The sequence below is a fragment of the Bounagaea algeriensis genome (assembly GCF_054491375.1).
Map to the genome: position 1 here is coordinate 2,918,818 of NZ_CM137102.1, position 15,012 is coordinate 2,933,829.

General features: G+C 69.1%; 16 protein-coding genes, 1 tRNA gene and 1 pseudogene. 7 read left to right on the forward strand and 11 right to left on the reverse strand.

Annotated elements, in window-relative coordinates; genetic code table 11:
- The first annotated feature begins 11 nt into the window (after positions 1 to 11).
- Positions 12 to 260, forward strand: a complete 249-nt coding sequence (locus ACVGV2_RS13135) for a hypothetical protein (protein WP_459162655.1) — start codon at positions 12 to 14, stop codon at positions 258 to 260.
- A gap of 106 nt (positions 261 to 366) precedes the next feature.
- On the opposite strand, the gene ACVGV2_RS13140 is transcribed toward ACVGV2_RS13135, so the two are convergent.
- The 6 genes and pseudogenes from ACVGV2_RS13140 to ACVGV2_RS13165 form a co-directional block, all read right to left on the reverse strand.
- Positions 367 to 1,692, reverse strand: a complete 1,326-nt coding sequence (locus ACVGV2_RS13140; protein WP_459162656.1) for an endonuclease domain-containing protein — start codon at positions 1,690 to 1,692, stop codon at positions 367 to 369.
- A 401-nt stretch (positions 1,693 to 2,093) separates the two neighbouring features.
- Positions 2,094 to 2,552: a hypothetical protein gene (locus ACVGV2_RS13145; protein WP_459162657.1), complete on the reverse strand. Its 459-nt coding sequence runs from the start codon at positions 2,550 to 2,552 to the stop codon at positions 2,094 to 2,096.
- Between the two features lie 158 nt (positions 2,553 to 2,710).
- A complete protein-coding gene (locus ACVGV2_RS13150) occupies positions 2,711 to 2,890 on the reverse strand; it encodes a hypothetical protein (protein ID WP_459162658.1) in 180 nt (59 codons plus the stop codon).
- On the reverse strand, positions 2,890 to 3,150 hold the full coding sequence (locus ACVGV2_RS13155; protein ID WP_459162659.1) for a hypothetical protein: 261 nt from the start codon (positions 3,148 to 3,150) through the stop codon (positions 2,890 to 2,892). The genes ACVGV2_RS13150 and ACVGV2_RS13155 overlap by 1 nt, the downstream gene beginning before the upstream one ends.
- 8 nt (positions 3,151 to 3,158) lie before the next feature.
- Positions 3,159 to 4,599, reverse strand: a pseudogene (locus ACVGV2_RS13160) (NF041680 family putative transposase).
- Between the two features lie 237 nt (positions 4,600 to 4,836).
- Positions 4,837 to 5,016, reverse strand: a complete 180-nt coding sequence (locus ACVGV2_RS13165; protein ID WP_459162660.1) for a hypothetical protein — start codon at positions 5,014 to 5,016, stop codon at positions 4,837 to 4,839.
- Positions 5,017 to 5,235: 219 nt separating this feature from the next.
- Between ACVGV2_RS13165 and ACVGV2_RS13170 the strand changes: the two genes are divergently transcribed.
- Positions 5,236 to 5,631, forward strand: a complete 396-nt coding sequence (locus ACVGV2_RS13170; protein WP_459162661.1) for a hypothetical protein — start codon at positions 5,236 to 5,238, stop codon at positions 5,629 to 5,631.
- Here ACVGV2_RS13170 and ACVGV2_RS13175 read toward each other — a convergent pair.
- Positions 5,613 to 5,699: transfer RNA gene (locus ACVGV2_RS13175), tRNA-Leu, on the reverse strand. The genes ACVGV2_RS13170 and ACVGV2_RS13175 overlap by 19 nt on opposite strands.
- 241 nt (positions 5,700 to 5,940) lie before the next feature.
- Complete coding sequence (locus ACVGV2_RS13180; RefSeq protein ID WP_459162662.1) at positions 5,941 to 6,636, reverse strand: DnaJ family domain-containing protein; 696 nt, start codon at positions 6,634 to 6,636, stop codon at positions 5,941 to 5,943.
- Positions 6,637 to 7,216: 580 nt separating this feature from the next.
- On the opposite strand from ACVGV2_RS13180, the gene ACVGV2_RS13185 reads away from it, so the two are divergent.
- From ACVGV2_RS13185 to ACVGV2_RS13200, 4 genes are read left to right on the forward strand one after another with little or no spacing between them, the layout of a single operon-like run.
- Complete coding sequence (locus ACVGV2_RS13185; RefSeq protein WP_459162663.1) at positions 7,217 to 9,703, forward strand: sensor histidine kinase; 2,487 nt, start codon at positions 7,217 to 7,219, stop codon at positions 9,701 to 9,703.
- Positions 9,684 to 10,106 (forward strand): roadblock/LC7 domain-containing protein, encoded by a 423-nt coding sequence (locus tag ACVGV2_RS13190; RefSeq protein ID WP_459162664.1) that lies wholly within the window; start codon positions 9,684 to 9,686, stop codon positions 10,104 to 10,106. Before ACVGV2_RS13185 ends, ACVGV2_RS13190 begins: the two co-directional genes overlap by 20 nt.
- Positions 10,107 to 10,108: 2 nt before the next feature.
- Positions 10,109 to 10,468 (forward strand): DUF742 domain-containing protein, encoded by a 360-nt coding sequence (locus ACVGV2_RS13195; RefSeq protein ID WP_459162665.1) that lies wholly within the window; start codon positions 10,109 to 10,111, stop codon positions 10,466 to 10,468.
- Positions 10,449 to 11,051 (forward strand): GTP-binding protein, encoded by a 603-nt coding sequence (locus ACVGV2_RS13200; RefSeq protein WP_459162666.1) that lies wholly within the window; start codon positions 10,449 to 10,451, stop codon positions 11,049 to 11,051. The genes ACVGV2_RS13195 and ACVGV2_RS13200 overlap by 20 nt, the downstream gene beginning before the upstream one ends.
- Before the next feature lie 181 nt (positions 11,052 to 11,232).
- Here the strand turns inward: ACVGV2_RS13200 and ACVGV2_RS13205 are convergent, their stop codons facing one another.
- The 3 genes from ACVGV2_RS13205 to ACVGV2_RS13215 all read right to left on the reverse strand — a co-directional run bounded on the left by ACVGV2_RS13205 (position 11,233) and on the right by ACVGV2_RS13215 (position 14,434).
- The gene (locus tag ACVGV2_RS13205) at positions 11,233 to 12,609 is read right to left on the reverse strand and encodes a tryptophanase (RefSeq protein ID WP_459162667.1); all 1,377 of its coding nucleotides are present in this window, start codon (positions 12,607 to 12,609) and stop codon (positions 11,233 to 11,235) included.
- A 67-nt stretch (positions 12,610 to 12,676) separates the two neighbouring features.
- Positions 12,677 to 13,741, reverse strand: coding sequence for a tryptophan dimethylallyltransferase family protein (locus tag ACVGV2_RS13210; RefSeq protein ID WP_459162668.1), 1,065 nt, complete (start codon positions 13,739 to 13,741; stop codon positions 12,677 to 12,679).
- 333 nt (positions 13,742 to 14,074) lie between these two features.
- On the reverse strand, positions 14,075 to 14,434 hold the full coding sequence (locus ACVGV2_RS13215; protein WP_459162669.1) for a hypothetical protein: 360 nt from the start codon (positions 14,432 to 14,434) through the stop codon (positions 14,075 to 14,077).
- Here ACVGV2_RS13215 and ACVGV2_RS13220 point away from each other — a divergent pair.
- Positions 14,427 to 14,711, forward strand: a complete 285-nt coding sequence (locus tag ACVGV2_RS13220) for an MFS transporter (protein ID WP_459162670.1) — start codon at positions 14,427 to 14,429, stop codon at positions 14,709 to 14,711. The two genes, ACVGV2_RS13215 and ACVGV2_RS13220, sit on opposite strands and share 8 nt — an antisense overlap.
- Positions 14,712 to 15,012 lie beyond the last annotated feature (301 nt).

Below are 15,012 nucleotides of genomic sequence, written 5' to 3' on the forward strand. Positions count from 1 at the left end.
CCATGCCGCGGTTGCCAACGCGGCCCGGCAGTTGCCCGGCACATCCGTCTCCGTCCACGACCTTGCCGGAACCGTGTGAAACGGCGATCAGTTCCGGGACCTTCCTCGCCGCCGTCGTCGGCGCGCTGGGCAACCCGGTGCTGACCAGCAACGTGACCTCCTTTATCGCGCTGCTCGTCACAGGGCTGCGGTTGGACGTCACCGTCGTCGAACCGCTTCCGATCGCCGCGCCCACGGCGGCGGCCTGTTTTTCCTGCTGATCTCCCTCAGCGTGGCCTCCTACTTCACCGCACCGACGCTGGCTCCAGCGGCGGCCAAGGCCGGGATGCGCCCTGCCGGAGGCAAATCTGATTCCCGGTCGTTGGGTTAGTCGTACAGCCAGGCGCACCCGAGCTCGCTCGCTGGGGTGTTGGTGACATAGGCACGCCATACCGCCTCGTCCGATTTGGCGCCCGTCGGCTCCCTGTAACCGTTACACGCGGCGCACAGCATCCCGCGAATCAATCCCGTGTCGTGGTCGTGGTCGAGGTGAGTACCGGGCGCGATGACCGGAAGTTCCTCGGCTGGTGTTCCCGCGCGGATCGTGCGCCAATGCCGACGGCGGATGGAGCACATCGCACACAAGCCGGCTTGCCCGGCAGTGAGGATCTCGCGGGCGGTTTCTCTCCGTGCGTGCGGTGTCGCAGGCACGTCGTTGAGCACCGCGACCGGTTCGGTGAGCTGGGCCTCCGGATGGAGCCAACGCCAGACGCCGTCCTTTCGAGCCTGCGGAGGTTCCAGCGCAGCCTGAATACCCGTGTAGCGCAGCCACGTGAACCACGCCTGAGAGCCCGCGGCCTCGTCAGGTTCTGAGCCCCAGGTTGCGCGAAGAGCGCCCAGGGTGAGGTCACGTGCAAGCTTCTTGCCGCCGTACTCGTACTGGAGATCTTCGGGCAATGTGGTCAGCACGGCGCTGTAGGCCAATACACCGTCACCGGACGGTGAGATGAACGGGATCAGGCGCACGCCTCGCTCGTGTGCGAGCCGGACGAAGTCGGCTTCGGTCAGCGCCCGGACCGCTGCGTCTCGGACCTGCCGTTCCACGATGTATCGAAGCGGTTCGTCGAAGCCGCGCCGACGAGCAAGCTCCATCTCGCCTCGGTGGTAGTTAGCTCTGGGCGGGACGTTCGAGTCTCCGATGCGCGGTTGGGTGCGCGGCCAGTCGAGTACAGGTGCCTCCTCTTGCAGTACGTCGATGACCTCGTTGGCTTTCGCGATGGTCATCTTTCCCACTAGAGGCTCCAGGTGAGTAGCCAGGTATACGGGACCGCCCTGGGCGAGCCACTCATCGAGATCGAAAGATGCGGACAAGCTGTCAAAGGCTACCTTGTCGACGAGGCCGCAGGTCGCTGCGATGCGCAGTGCCTGGTGTGCTTCCGATGCTTCATCAAGCGGATCCCACCAGACGCTGTTGCGGCATCGTTCAGCAACAGCAAACACCTGCGCCGCGCACTGATGGCAGATCTCCTCAGCTTCTCCGTGATCGCACACCGAGCACGCGGTGCCTCGAAGGACCACGTGAAGGAGCGAGGCGATGCAGTCCTCGCCAACGAGGTAGCAACGTCCGCAGCAGACGAGACTAAGAATCGGCATGAAACCTTCAGGAACGCAGATGGGGTCGCCCGCCCACCAGCGAGTCGTAGTTGAAGCCATCTAGTCCGGTCCTCCGTTCGCCATCGTGGGATGGGAACGTAGCGGTGACCACCGACGGCTCGCAGGCACACTGCACACAAGGCCGACAGACCCGGTTGCGCTCTTCACTGGTCGCTTTCCCGCCGTCCAGTTCTGTCGGGGTGGCGTCGATCTCGTGCAGGTATCGCCGCTGGGCCAGTGGAGGAGGAACGTTCCCAGCGCATCATCGATGAGGCGCTCGCGGTCGGTTTGGTTCTCCGTCGTCCCCGATGCGCTCTCTGAAAGCGTCAGAGGGCGTCTTGATAGGCGGTTCCGCGGGACGCGTGTACGGGTACACCCCGATTGACCTGCAGCAATCACTTGCTCCCGCCTGGAGAGACGTCGGAGCGGATTGCATCTCGCAGGGAGACACAAGCATCCACTCACCGTGATAGCTGCAGCATCTCCTGCGCGCGGTCGTTGGCTTGCGCCGAGCCGCGCAGCACGGAGTGGGCGATGCCGTTGTACACGAGGTCCCACAGGGCCTGGTGCTGCTGGATCTCGCGCAGGGACACCCCGGCGAAGCCCCCGTGCTGGTCGCGCAGCTCCAGTCCCCACGCCTGAAGGCCCGGCGGGTTGGTCACCGTCACCTCGGTGAGCTCGTAGAGCTTGACGTAGCGCTTCTTGCTGGTGGCGAACCAGTCCGCCCCCGCCGCGAAACCATCCCCCTGGCCACGCAAGTAGAAGATCACCAGGGGTGCGAGCACGAACAGCCAAAGGGACCACGAGGAGGCCCAGTCGATGCCCCAATCCTTGAGGGTCAGGAACCCGGCGATGAACAACGAGCCGAACATCCCCGTCACCACGGAATCCCATCGATGTTCCTGGTACCACTCCAACATCGGCCCCTCACCCGTAGGCGTAGGCAGAGGCTGCCGCCGTGACAGCCCCCGACCTTTGCCCTTGGGCGCGACGTTCAACGGTGCGCGAGGAGGCCTCGGTTCACCAGTGGCGACGTCCGGCTGCGGCGCGATCTGTGGCACGACGTCCTCCCCGCCCATCAGTCGAAGAAGTTCCAGGTCTCGTCCACGGCGAGCCCGACCCCGATTCCAACGAGAGCGCCCACTCCAGCACCGATGGGGCCGCCGATGGCAGCGCCGGTGAGCGTCGCACCCGCCAAGGACGCCCCGCCGGAGACGACTGCCTGGGTCGGATCCTTGCCGTTCTCGATGTCGTACATCACCCCGGCTCCAGTCGCCACAGCCCGACGACCGGCACGCTCTTTCCGACCTTGGTCGCCCCTTTCAGGATCGTGTTCGTCGGGGTTGGAACCTTGTGCGGAATGACCCGCGTATCCAAGTACTGCGCGAAGCGGTCGGGCACGTACTTCTCGATCCCGACCGCGATCCGGTTCGGGTACGCCTTGGCCAGGTTCGACGCCCTCTCCGCACTCCGGTTCGCCGCGATCTCGGCGGCCCGGAATCGGCCCCACGCGCTCATCTTGTTGTTTAACCCGTTTGTTGGGGTTTGGTGGTGTGGGTCTGGTTGGTGTTGAGGGCTTTTCCGACGTCGTAGCGGGGTGCTCGGCGGTGGTTGCGCGTGCCGGGTGGTCGTCCGGGGCCGGCTCGGGTGGGTTTTGGTGCTTGTGCTGGGCACGGGGTCTTCGTGCGGATGTTGCGAAACCCGCGTCGCACGCGGGCTGGGGTGAGTCTGGCCGGTGCAACGGGGCGTTCCCAGGGTCGTCGGAGGTCGGCCGCCAGGCCGCGGGCGAGTCGGAGTTGGGTGTGGCAGGCCAGGATCAGCCAGGTCCAGCGGTCGGCGGCTTCGGGGTCACGGATCTTGGGAGCGGTCCAGCCCAGGGTCTGCTTGAACAGCCGGAAGGTGTGCTCCAGGTCGAAGCGGCGCAGGAAGGCCTGCCAGCAGCGGTCGATGTCGGCGTCGGTGGCGTCGACGCCGGAGTACCACAGCCAGACCGGTTTGTTGACTCCGCCGCTGGGCAGGTGGTCCACCTGCAGGCGGATGACGGTGCCGGCGATGATCGGTAGTGGCCGGGCGTGGGCCGCCCAGGCTGATCGGCGGGTCAGTCTCGGGTGCAGCCGGTCCCAGGCTCGGGCGGTAGCCTGCCCGTAGAGGCGGGTGGCGGTGGTGGTCACGACCTGCTCACTGCCCCAGCTGTCGGGGTCGGCGAAGGCGAACTCGCCGCCGTGCTTGGCAGGTCGTCCGCCGAGTGGGTGGTAGGTGCGGGGCGGGGTTGAACGGCGCAGCACGCGGTCCGACCGCATGCGACCGAGGACCTGCACCGACAGGTCCTCCAACAGATACGCGATGCGTGGGGCGTCGTAGCCCGCGTCGAACACCACGAGGATCTCCGGATCCCCATCAGTCCACTGGCCCGCCGCGATGAGGCGTTCGACGACCTCGCGAACCTGTGCGGCGGTCACGGCCGCGACATCGGCACCGGGCTCGAGCCGCAGGGCATCCAGCACCGCCGTCCACGACGTGCGCCCGGTTTCCAACGCGGCGATGATCGAATACGGCCAGCCGGGAATCATCTGCGCCGACCCACTCGCACGCCCATAGGTATGACAAAACGAGCGGTCGGGACACCCTGCGGCGTCCGGCCGTAGCCATGGCGACACATCCACGCCCAGCACCACACGTCCCTCCGCTGAGCGCGGTAGCGGCTGCGCGGCCAGCACTGCCCGGAGACTGTCCACCTCGATATCGCCGCAGTTGACCGCGTCGTAAAGGGCACCATGCCCCCGGCGATGCTCCGGCGCCAACGACAAGTCCACCAGGGTGCGCACCGGCCCGTCGGTGCACAACACGGCCTCGGACAGTTCGAACAACGCATCCGCCCCGCGCCGGCAGGCACTCGGAGAACTCCTGCCGGAACCGAGCCAGCTCCCCCAGTGCCGACTGGCGGTCGACATCATGCACACTGATCATTGCAGCCCTTGGTGTCGATCGTCCTTGTGTCGCAACAGGAATGATCACCCAAGGGCTGCGTTCATGATCAATCGGGGTCGCTACAGCAACAGCAGAGGTTAAACAACAAGCTGAGGGGACTTCCGAGGAGGTGCCCGATGACGGATGAAATCAGCGCAATCCGTGGGCGAAACTGGACGAAGTCCTCGGCGTCGAGGTCGAGGACCACACCGACGCCGAGCTCGGGGCAGTGGCCTTCTACGGGCGGTGCTCGACCGAGGACAACCAGGATCCGGAGACGTCGCACGATTGGCAGCTGGGCAACGCGCAGAAGTTCGTCGAACCCCTGGGCAGATCCATCGTCGCCGAGTACTTCGACGTCGGCCAGTCGCGCTCCGTCCCGTGGGAACGCCGCCGCGAAGCGAACCGGCTGCTCACCGCACTGAAGGATCCGAACCGCGGTTGGACGGCCGTGGTCTTCGGCGAAGGGACCCGGTACTGGTTCGGCAACCAGTTCTCGCTGGTGGCCCCGAAACTCGCCGCCCACGGCGCGGACCGTGAACCTCCGCGAGAGCGACGTGGCGGAGCCGGTGAACAGGTGGATCGGCCAGCTGTTCGCACCGCAGCACCGCGACCGCACCGTTGCCGCGCTCGTCGGTGCCCAAGAGGATCCGCAGCAGCGCACGGAAAGCGGCGAAAGAGCGACTGTCCCGAGCCCAGACCCAACTGCGGCGCCTCCAAGACGCCGTCAGGGCCGGCGCCGACACGGGCGCACTGGTGGACGCGATCAACGACGCCCAAGCCGAACGCGTCGCCGCGCAAGCGGAACTCGACAACACCCCGGACTCGAAGACCCTCAGCGAGGACGAGGTCTCCGCGATGATCGACTCGCTGGGAGACGTGGGCGCAGCGCTCACCGACGCCGCCCCGGAACGCCTGGGTCGACTCTACGAGAGCCTCCAGCTGGGCCTCACATACGAACCACACGCGAGGATCGTGGAAGTAACGATCGCACCGCGTGTGGTGAACGAGCGTGTCGGAGGGGGGACTTGAACCCCCACGCCCTGTCAATAGGGCACTAGCACCTCAAGCTAGCGCGTCTGCCGTTCCGCCACTCCGACGCCTCGAGGCGTGTTCGTCCGCCCCGCTGTGTTGTGCCTACAGCTTAACCCATGGTCAGCCGAGCCACGCACACCCCCCTCCGCGTGTGGACCACACCAATGATCCGAACCATGACCTGCAGAAACGCAGGAGAATGAGCTGCAGCGCACGCGTCAACGAGGGCTCATTCGCACACGAGTACGACACGTATCTCGCGACCGGTGGGCCAACCGGAACCGAGGCAACTCCACCTCACCGCGGTCAACGACCGGCCCGCCGCGCCGCCCGCCGGCGCGGGCCGAGTCGCAGCGCCCGCCGCCACCAGGGCGCACGGGCGCCCGCGTCCGGCTCGGCCGCGTGCTCCACGAGTCCGGACTGCTCCTGCCGGGGCCGTTCGGCCGTCCGGTGCGGCTCCGCCTGCTGCGTCGCCTGCTCCTGCCGGGACGGCCCCGCTGTCCCGCGCGGCTCCGCCTGCTGCGCCGCCTGCTCCAGTCGAGACTGCCCCGCTGGCCGCTCACCTGCCGTTGGTCCTCCCGCCTGCTGCGCGGACCGGGCCTGCCTCCGCTGCTCGCGCCACTGCCGCACGAGTTCCTCCACGTCGACGGGAGCCAGCCGCACCCGCGGACCGGTGGGCGCGCGCAGCTCCGCCGCGATGCGCCGGTTGAGCGCGGTGGCGGTCTCGCGCACGGCCTGCTCGTCGGGCAGGTCGCGGACGGTTTCCGGCAGCCGCTCGATCTCCTTGCGCAGCCGCAGCGGGGCCGGCAGCAGTTCCTCGGCGGACATCCCCTCGCGCTGCACGCGTTCCTTGATCCACCACGCCTCGCCGGTCCTGTGCAACCCGCTCAGCGGTCGCCCGGCGCCGGGGAGGTCGTCGAACTCGCCGCGTTCGGCCGCCTCCCGGACCTGGCGGTCGATCCACGACTCGAAATCGAGGTGCGGCGGCTTGCGCTCGGTCATACGGCCATCATTGCAGGACATCAGCGTCCCGTACAGCTGCGACTCCACCGCGGCGCCCACCGGCGCCACCGGTGGGCGCAACCGGGTGCCCGGACGGCACCGCTGCACCCGTGCCGCCTCCCGACGCACGTACCCCGAGCAAGATCATGTCCGATACAGTTCCCGCATCGTGGCGTCCACGGGCGGGGCCACCGCGGACGGAGGGCAGTGCGAAACGGTTACCGGTCGAGCGCGGAAAGGGGCGGCTTCCAGCAGTACTCGGACATGACGCGCCCGCTCCCGCGCGGCGCTGCCGGCTCGAACCCGGCCGGAAGTAACACCCGGAAGTAACACGCGGCACCGCGCACGCGACACCCAGCGCGAGGCTGCACTGCCAGCGCTGATCCGCGCGCCGGTCGCGGGAGCGGCGCCGCGTCGGCACGTGTGCGCACGGCACGTCCCCGCTCGTGCGGCGCTGGACGCAACGGAGGAAGTACGAGAAGAAGTGGTAACCCAAGACGAGTCCTCCCCACTCCCCCCGCGCCGTTCGAAACGGGCGAACAGGCGTGACAGATCGATCAAGTCGCGCCTGACCTGGACGATGATCATCCCGTGGATCGTGGTGGGCGTGCTCTGGACCATCGGGTGTTCGCTGTTCGCCTACGACGCGATGTACACCCAACGGATCGGTGCGGGCGTGCGGCAGCTGTCGCTGCCCGCGGTGTCGACGATGGAAGCGCTGCAGCAGGAGCGGCAGGCGAGCTTGCAGTTCGCCAGTCGCTCGAACGCCGATCCCGCGCAGCTGGACGAGGCGCGGCAGCGCACCGACGACGCCGCCACGCGGATGCAGCGCGAAGCGGACTCGCTGCTGGAGTCGGCACCGCAGCAGGTGCGCGCACCGCTGCAGCAGCTGACCGAGGACCTGGACAGGTTGTCCGAGGTCCGCTCCGGCATCACCAGCGGCAGCACTTCGGTCGAGGGCATCCGCGGCTACTACGACGGCGTGTTCGACACCGCATCGCAGCTGTTCTCCACCCAGGCGCGCATCGTGCCGGACACCGACACGCTGCAGGGCGCGCAGTCCGCGGCGGCGTTGTTCCGCGCCTCCGACCTCGCCGCGCGCGAGGCCTCGACCGTGTCCGTGGCCCTGCGCTCCGGCGACCTCTCCGCGGAGCAGTACCGGCAGCTGGTCTCCTACATCAACACCAGCCGCGCCGAACTGCGCAACGCCGTCGACGACATGCGGCCGCAAACGCGTCAGCGCTTCGACGAGCTGCGGGCCGACCCGGCGTGGCAGCGGTTGCACGACTTGGAGAACCGCATCGTCGAAGGCGGCGTGTTCAGCGGCGACGACGCACCGGTCGACGAGCAGGTCTGGGCCGAGACGACCGGCTCCGTGGTGGGGGCGCTGTCGGACATGGTGCGGCTGCAGGCCGACGGCGTGTCCCAGCAGGCCGTGGACAAGGGCAACGAGGCGCTGCGCGCCGTGGCGATCGGCAGCGCCATCGCGCTCGCGGTGGCCGTCGCGTCGTTCTTCATCGCGCGCCGCGTCTACCGCGCGGTCGTCGACGAGGCGCTGCTGACGCGGCTGCAGGATCTGCGCACCGAGTCGCTGGAACTGGCCAAGCGGCTGCCCGATCTGGTCCGCCGCATCCGGGACGGGCAGCAGATCGATCCGAACGCCGAGTTGACGCGGCTGCGCCAGTACGGCGACGACGAGGTCGGCCAGGTCGCCAACGCGATCCAGGTCTTCCACGAGGAAGCGGTCACCGCCGCCGTGCGCGAGACGAAGGCGCGCCGCGGCGCGCGGGCCGTGTTCGTCGGCATGTCCTACCGGGTGCAGCAGCTGTTGCGCACGATGCACGGCACGATCGACGATCTGGAGCGCTACGAGGAGAACTCCGCGCAGCTGAGCCGGCTGTACGAGTTGGACAACTCCACCACCCGCGCGCGGCGGAAGGTGGAGAACCTGCTCGTGCTCGGTGATCAGCAGCCGGGCCGGCGTTGGACCAAGCCGGTGAACCTGCTCGACGTGCTGCGCGCCGCGGTTTCGGAGATCGACCAGTACGCGCGGGTGACGATCGGGCACGTGCCGGACACCTCGGTCGCGGGCGCCGCGGTGGGCGACACGATCCACCTGGTTTCCGAGCTGGTGGACAACGCTGCGGCGTTCTCCCCGCCGGAGACCCAGGTGCAGCTGAGCGCTTCGCTGGTCGCCCGCGGTGTGGCCATCGACGTGGCCGACCAGGGCCTGGGGATGGACGAGCGCTCGCGGAACTGGGCCAACGAGATGATGTCCAGCGCGCCGCGTTTCGACCAGCTCGTGCTGGACAACAACCGCGCCGAGCAGTTGGGGCTGTTCACCGCGGCCCGGTTGGCCGAGCGGCGGTCGATCTCGGTGGAGTTCGGCGTGTCCGCCTACGGCGGTACGCGCGCGACGGTGCTGCTGGGTCAGCACCTGCTCGCCTCCCGCAATTCCGAGGACGTGCCCACTGCCGCGGTAACCGTGCCGGCGCAGCCGGCCGAGGGCAGCACTAAGTCCACAAAGGACGGTTCCGAGGCGGAGACCGAGCGGACCGCCCTGCCCGAAGACGGGGTGCTTTCGACCGGTGCTGCGACGGAGGACCCGTTCGACGAGGTCGCGGCCGGTGCGGCCGCGACCGAGCAGGAATCCGGTGCCGGCGGGCACACCTGGCCGAGCGCCGAGCAGGCTGACGAGGCGGCGCGCGGCGGGGACGGTGCGCAGCAGTGGCCCGCGATCTCGGGCGCGTCGTTCTCCACGCGCGGATCGCTGCCGCTTCCGGGCGGCGGCACCGCCGCGGTTCCGTCGAGTTCGGACTCCTCGGGCGAGGAAGCCGCGCCCACCGGGGCCAGCGATGATGACCGTCCGGCACTGCCGCGGCGCGTGCCGCAGAGCCACTTGGTGGAGGGACTGCGGGACGAGCCGGAGGAGCACAGCGACACCGCCATTGCCCAGCCGAGCCGGCTGGCGTCGTTCGGACGCGCGTTCCGCAGCGGCGTTTCCAGTCAGCACAGTTCCCGCGAGCAGAACGACGAGGGTGAAACGCATGACCGAGACCAACGGTGACACGAAGCTGAGTTGGCTGCTGGACGGTTTCGTCTCCGACGTGCACGATGCGCACAACGCCGTGGTGCTGTCGAACGACGGACTCGTCATCGCCCGGTCCACCGGTTTGGACCGGGACGCCTCGGACAAGCTCGCCGCCGCCGCTTCCAGCCTGCGCAGCATCGCCAAGGGTGTGAGCCGGGATTTCGAACTGGGCACGGTGCGGCAGAACCACGTCGAGATGGAGCACGGCCTGCTGTTCGTCTCCGCGGCGGGCAACGGCGCCTCGCTGGCGGTGCTGACCTCGGCGGAACCGAATGTGGAGGAGGTGGCCTACCAGATGGGGCGCCTGATCACGCAGGTCGGTTCGTTCCTCACGGCAGCTCCGCGCGAGGCGGCCGACGTGACCTCGGAGAGGGCCTGAGCATGGGCGAGGCGTGGTTCGACGAGGAGGCCGGGCCGATCGTCCGGCCGTACCTGATCACGCGGGGCCGCACACCGGGCGGGACGACGCAGGTGGATCGCGCGAGCCAGGTGGTCACGGTGCAACCGTGGCCGCAGACCCCGCGGCTGGAGCTGACTCCGGAGCACCGCGCGATCCTGGAGTCGTGCCGCAAACCGGCCGCGGTCGCCGAGCTCGCGGCGATGATGGGCCGTCCGCTGGGCGTGGTGCGCGTGCTGTGCGGCGATTTGCTCGAGCACGAGGCCGTCGTCGTGCGCTCACCTCGGACCCAAGTCAGCAGACAGATCCTGGAGCAGGTTTACCATGGGCTTTGCAGGCTCTGAGCCGAAGTCCGACGCGACCTCCGCGGCTCCGCTGCCGTTGAAGTTCGTCGTCGCGGGCGGATTCGGCGTGGGCAAGACGACCTTCGTCGGTGCGGTGAGCGAGATCGCTCCGCTGAGCACCGAGGAGGAGATGACGGTCGCCAGCACCGGTGTGGACGACCTCACCGGGGTGGAGCGCAAGGGCACGACCACGGTCGCGCTCGACTTCGGGCGCATCACGATCTCGGACGAGCTGGTGCTGTACCTGTTCGGCGCTCCGGGGCAGAACCGGTTCTGGACGCTGTGGAACGACCTGGTGCTCGGAGCCGTCGGCGGTGTGGTGCTGATGGACACGCGCAAACTCGACGACGGGTTCGCCTCGGTGGACTTCTTCGAGCGGCGCGGGATTCCGTTCGTCGTGTTGGTGAACTGCTTCGACGACGGTTACCACTACGAACCCGCGGAGATCCGCGAAGCGGCGGCGCTGTCACCGGAAACCCCGGTGCTGCTGGGAGACGCTCGGCAGCGGGGCTCGTGCAAGGAGGCGTTGACGACGCTGGTGCAGCACGCGATCAGCAGGTTGCCCAGCACGACCGCCAGCTGAGCAGCACGACCGCCAGCTGAGCAGCACGACCGCCAGCTGAGCAGGACCGCTGCCGGTTGAGCAGGGCGGCTGCGGGACGCAGCAGTACCGCTGCGAACTGACGCAGCCCCCCGCACGGCGATGCGCGCGGAAGGGGTTCGGCCGGCGCGACCGAACCCCTTCCGCGTCGTCCGCGGGTCGTTCAGCCGGCCAGCGGCGCGGTGCGGCAGCGGAAGTGCCGCAGCGTCGCCGGTGCGTGCGTGAAGCGGTAGCCCGGCACCTGCTCGGGGTCCTTGGCGATGTCGGCGAGCAGCTCGGCCACGTACTCCAGGTGGCTGTGGTCGTAGACCCGCCGCGGCAGGGCCAGACGCACGAGCTCGAACGGTGCCGGCGTTGCCAGTTCCGCGTGCTCGTCGAGTTCGCCGAGGTACAGCGATCCGAGTTCGGCGCAGCGCACACCACCTTCCCGGTAGAGGTGGCAGGCCAGGGCGTGGCCGGGGAACCGGTGCGGCGGCAGGTGCGGCAGCAGCCGCCCGGCGTTGAGGTAGATGCCGTGCAGCCCCGCCGGCCGAACCGTGTCCACACCGGCCAGTTGGGACTGCTCGGCGAGGAACGCGGCCTCGTGCTCGCGGTCGGCCAAGTAGTGCGGATCGAGGACTTCGCGCAGTCCGCGCGCGAGGACGTCGAGCGTGTGCCCGGTGAGGCCGCCGTAGGTGCGGAAGCCTTCGGTGGCGATGATGTCCACTTCGCACCGGTCGGCCACGGCCTCGTCGCGCAGCCCGATGATGGCGCCTTCGGGAGCGAGTCCGTCCTTCTTCAGGCTGGCCACGCACCCGTCGGCCAGTTCGAAAGCGCGGCGTGCCACGTCGATCGGCGCGTGTTCGGCGTAGGCGGGGTCGCGGCGGGTGACCAGCCAGGCGTTCTCGGCGAACCGGGCCGCGTCGAGGATGAACGGGACCCCGTGTTCGGCGGCGAGCGCGGCGGCCTGCTCCAGGTTCGCCATCGAGACCGGCTGTCCCCCACCGCCGTTGTTGGTGATGGTGACGAGGACCTGGCCGATGCGCTGGGCGTCGGGGCCTTCGAGAACTTCGCGCAGCCGCGGGATGTCGATGTTGCCCTTGAACGGTTCCGCGCTGTCGAGGTCCGCGGATTCGGCGCACGGCAGGTCCCGGGCTTCGGCGCCGAGCAGTTCGACGTTGGCGCGCGTGGTGTCGAAGTGGGTGTTGCTGATGCTCACCGAGCCGGGCCGCAGCAGCGCTGAGAACAGCACGCGTTCGGCGGCACGTCCCTGGTGCACGGGGAAGATGTGCGGGTAGGGGACGATTTCGCGGACGGCGTCCTGGAAGCGGTAGTACGACTCGGCTCCCGCGTAGCGCTCGTCGGCGCGGGCGGAGGCGCCGTGCTGGTCGATGGAGATGGCGCCGGTTCCGGAGTCGGACAGCAGGTCGATGCTGACCTTGTCCGCGGGCAGGTTGAACGGGTTGTGCCCGGCCCGGTCGAGTTCGGCGGTGCGTTCGTCCCGCGTGGTCACCGGGATGGGGCGGACCACGGCGGAGACGTAGGGACGCAGGTGGGGCACGTCTGCCTCCTCGGTGCTGTTTCGGGGTGATCGGGGCGTTCTGCGGGGGACGTCGCCGCCGGCGGGTTCAACGGGTTCCGCCGTACGCCTCGGAGGAGACGTAGAGCGTGGTGCCGGTGTCGCCGGGGCTCATCCGCAGCGAGACGTGGGCGAGCAGCCCGCGGTTGTCGGTCAGCGGCCGGGTCGCAACGGCGCTGATGACGTCGTCGATCTCGGCGGTGTCGACGCCGTGCGGGGCCAAGGCGCGGATGACGCGCCGGCGGGCGACGGCGTCGTCGGGCACGTAGTCGCGCACGGGCACGTAGAGGCTGTAGTTGCTCGGTGCGCTCGTGTCACCGTCCACGAAGGAGTAGCTGGACACGAGGGGGCGGCCGTCGAAGACGGCGGTGTCCTCGCCGAGGGCGGCGCAGAACTCGTGCACGCGCTCGTGCTCGATGCCGGGCACGGCTTCGGCGGCGCGTGCGGCGTCCTCGGCGGTTCCGGACAGGTGGGAGACGTAGAGCTTGACGCGGGCCTGCGGGTCGGAGTCCAGGTCGACGGCGAAGAACGCGATGACGTCCGAACCGAACCGGCGCAGCGCGTGCTTGTGCACCGTGGTGTGGGCCTGCGGCAGGCCCAGGCGCGCCAGCGCTTCCTCGACCAGTGCCGGCGCCTTCTCCGCGCCGTGCACCGCGGGGTTGAAGTACACCTTGAACTTCGGCGGCCCGCCGGGGGAGAAGATCATGGAGTACCACCAGCTGAAGGCGCCCTGCGGCTGGTCGGTGCGGAACAGGTCCTGCACGGCGTGCAGTTTGTCGAGCGCGACGCCGTCGCGTTCGTGGATGGTGTCGATGAACTGTTCGGCGGCGCGCGTGTTGGCCGTGACCGAGGGGGCCTCGGCGATGGTTTCCCCGAGCACGCGGAGCTTGCGCCGGCCGCCGCCGTCGAAGGCGACGGAGAACTCCAGCGGGGTGGCGTCGTCGGCGACGTCGGAGGGCCAGGCGGGTGGCTGCTGCACCGGCCGGTCGGCGACGGGGCCGAGCAATCGCGTCACCAGTCGTTCCGGTTCGTGCGGCGGGATGTCGTAGCTCCGGCAGAGTCCGCGCAGCTGTGCGCATGTGAACTCCTGGAGTGTGGCGCCGGAATCGCGCATGGGCTCCGATCCGTTTCGTGGGGAAGCACGTCGTGCGCGGCCACCCTAGTGCTGTTGATCATGCCTCGGTACCCGTTCCGGGGTGATCTTGGACGCTGCTGCGGCGCGGCGAACGGCCGCCGGGATTGCACCGTTCGTCGCAGCGTCGGGTGGGCGGCCGGCGGACGAGCGGCACGGCGGACAGCCGGCACGGTCGGCGACCGGGGCAGCGGGTCACCGGGGTAGCGGGTCACTGAAGCGACGAGTCACTGAAGCGGGGTCACCGCCGCGGCGGAGCTGCCGGCGCGCGGGAGACGGTCAGCGCAGGAGATCGGGTCAGCGCGGGAGATCGGGTCAGCGCAGGCGTTCCAGGTCCGCCGACAGCGCGGCGACCTGCTCGGCGAGCTTGCGCACCTCGCCGTTGCCGGCCCCGTCGTCGACGGCCGTGACGATGTCCTCGGCGGCGCAGCGCACTTGGAACACCCGGTCCTGCAGGTCGGCCAGTTCCCCGGCGGAGAGCACGACGGCGTCCTCCGGCAGCCCGCCGCGCTGCACCGCGGTGCGCCGCTCGTAGGCGCGCTGCCGACACGAGCGCGTGCAATACTGCTTCGGCCGCCCCTGCTTGCCGCCTGTCGCGACCCGCTGGCCGCACCAGGAGCAGTAGCGCGCTCGGCGAGACCGTTCGCGTCGGGTGTCGTTGGCATCGGTGTCCACGAGCAGCGAAGCGTATCCGCCGTGGCGGGGTGAGCACACGCACGGCGCGCCGTGGCGCGCAGTGATGTGTGCGGCCGCACGGGTTCGCCTCGTGACGGTGCTGTTCCTGTGCGCCTACTGGATCTACACCGACGGGATCGCGACGGTGACGCAGGGGGCGGCCCAGTACGGGGCCGTGGAGCTGCGGCTGGCGCGGGAGCCGCTGTTCGCCGCGCTGCTGATCGTGCAGGGTTCGGAGGCCTTCATCTGCGGAATATGCCAACACGTACTGTCGTAAGGGGAAGGGCGCAGCATCGTCACGATCCGTGATCACGCTCGTCGCGCTGTCGGCACGACCCCGTGATCTTCCCCGCAGTCCGCAACCGTTCCAGGATCCTGTTTGGCGAGCACGACGCCGCCTCTGGCAGTATCACTCATCCGAGTGAAGCTGTGCTCGACAGCCGACCAACGCGTCACGAACACGGACCGACTGCATCTCCAGAGAGAAACCTCGTTGACGAGTGAACGACGTCACCGAGGGCAACCAGTACCCCCGAACCGGGAACACACGGCAACGACACGTCGTTGCACTCGGTGAG

Excerpts from the sequence above, each read along its gene's own strand:
- ACVGV2_RS13140 (WP_459162656.1), bottom strand. The coding sequence starts at position 1,692 with ATGGCTTCAACTACGACTCGCTGGTGGGCGGGCGACCCCATCTGCGTT.
- ACVGV2_RS13145 (WP_459162657.1), bottom strand. The coding sequence starts at position 2,552 with ATGTTGGAGTGGTACCAGGAACATCGATGGGATTCCGTGGTGACGGGG.
- ACVGV2_RS13150 (WP_459162658.1), bottom strand. The coding sequence starts at position 2,890 with ATGTACGACATCGAGAACGGCAAGGATCCGACCCAGGCAGTCGTCTCC.
- ACVGV2_RS13155 (WP_459162659.1), bottom strand. The coding sequence starts at position 3,150 with ATGAGCGCGTGGGGCCGATTCCGGGCCGCCGAGATCGCGGCGAACCGG.
- ACVGV2_RS13180 (WP_459162662.1), bottom strand. The coding sequence starts at position 6,636 with ATGACCGAGCGCAAGCCGCCGCACCTCGATTTCGAGTCGTGGATCGAC.
- ACVGV2_RS13185 (WP_459162663.1), top strand. The coding sequence starts at position 7,217 with ATGATCATCCCGTGGATCGTGGTGGGCGTGCTCTGGACCATCGGGTGT.
- ACVGV2_RS13190 (WP_459162664.1), top strand. The coding sequence starts at position 9,684 with ATGACCGAGACCAACGGTGACACGAAGCTGAGTTGGCTGCTGGACGGT.
- ACVGV2_RS13195 (WP_459162665.1), top strand. The coding sequence starts at position 10,109 with ATGGGCGAGGCGTGGTTCGACGAGGAGGCCGGGCCGATCGTCCGGCCG.
- ACVGV2_RS13200 (WP_459162666.1), top strand. The coding sequence starts at position 10,449 with ATGGGCTTTGCAGGCTCTGAGCCGAAGTCCGACGCGACCTCCGCGGCT.
- ACVGV2_RS13210 (WP_459162668.1), bottom strand. The coding sequence starts at position 13,741 with ATGCGCGATTCCGGCGCCACACTCCAGGAGTTCACATGCGCACAGCTG.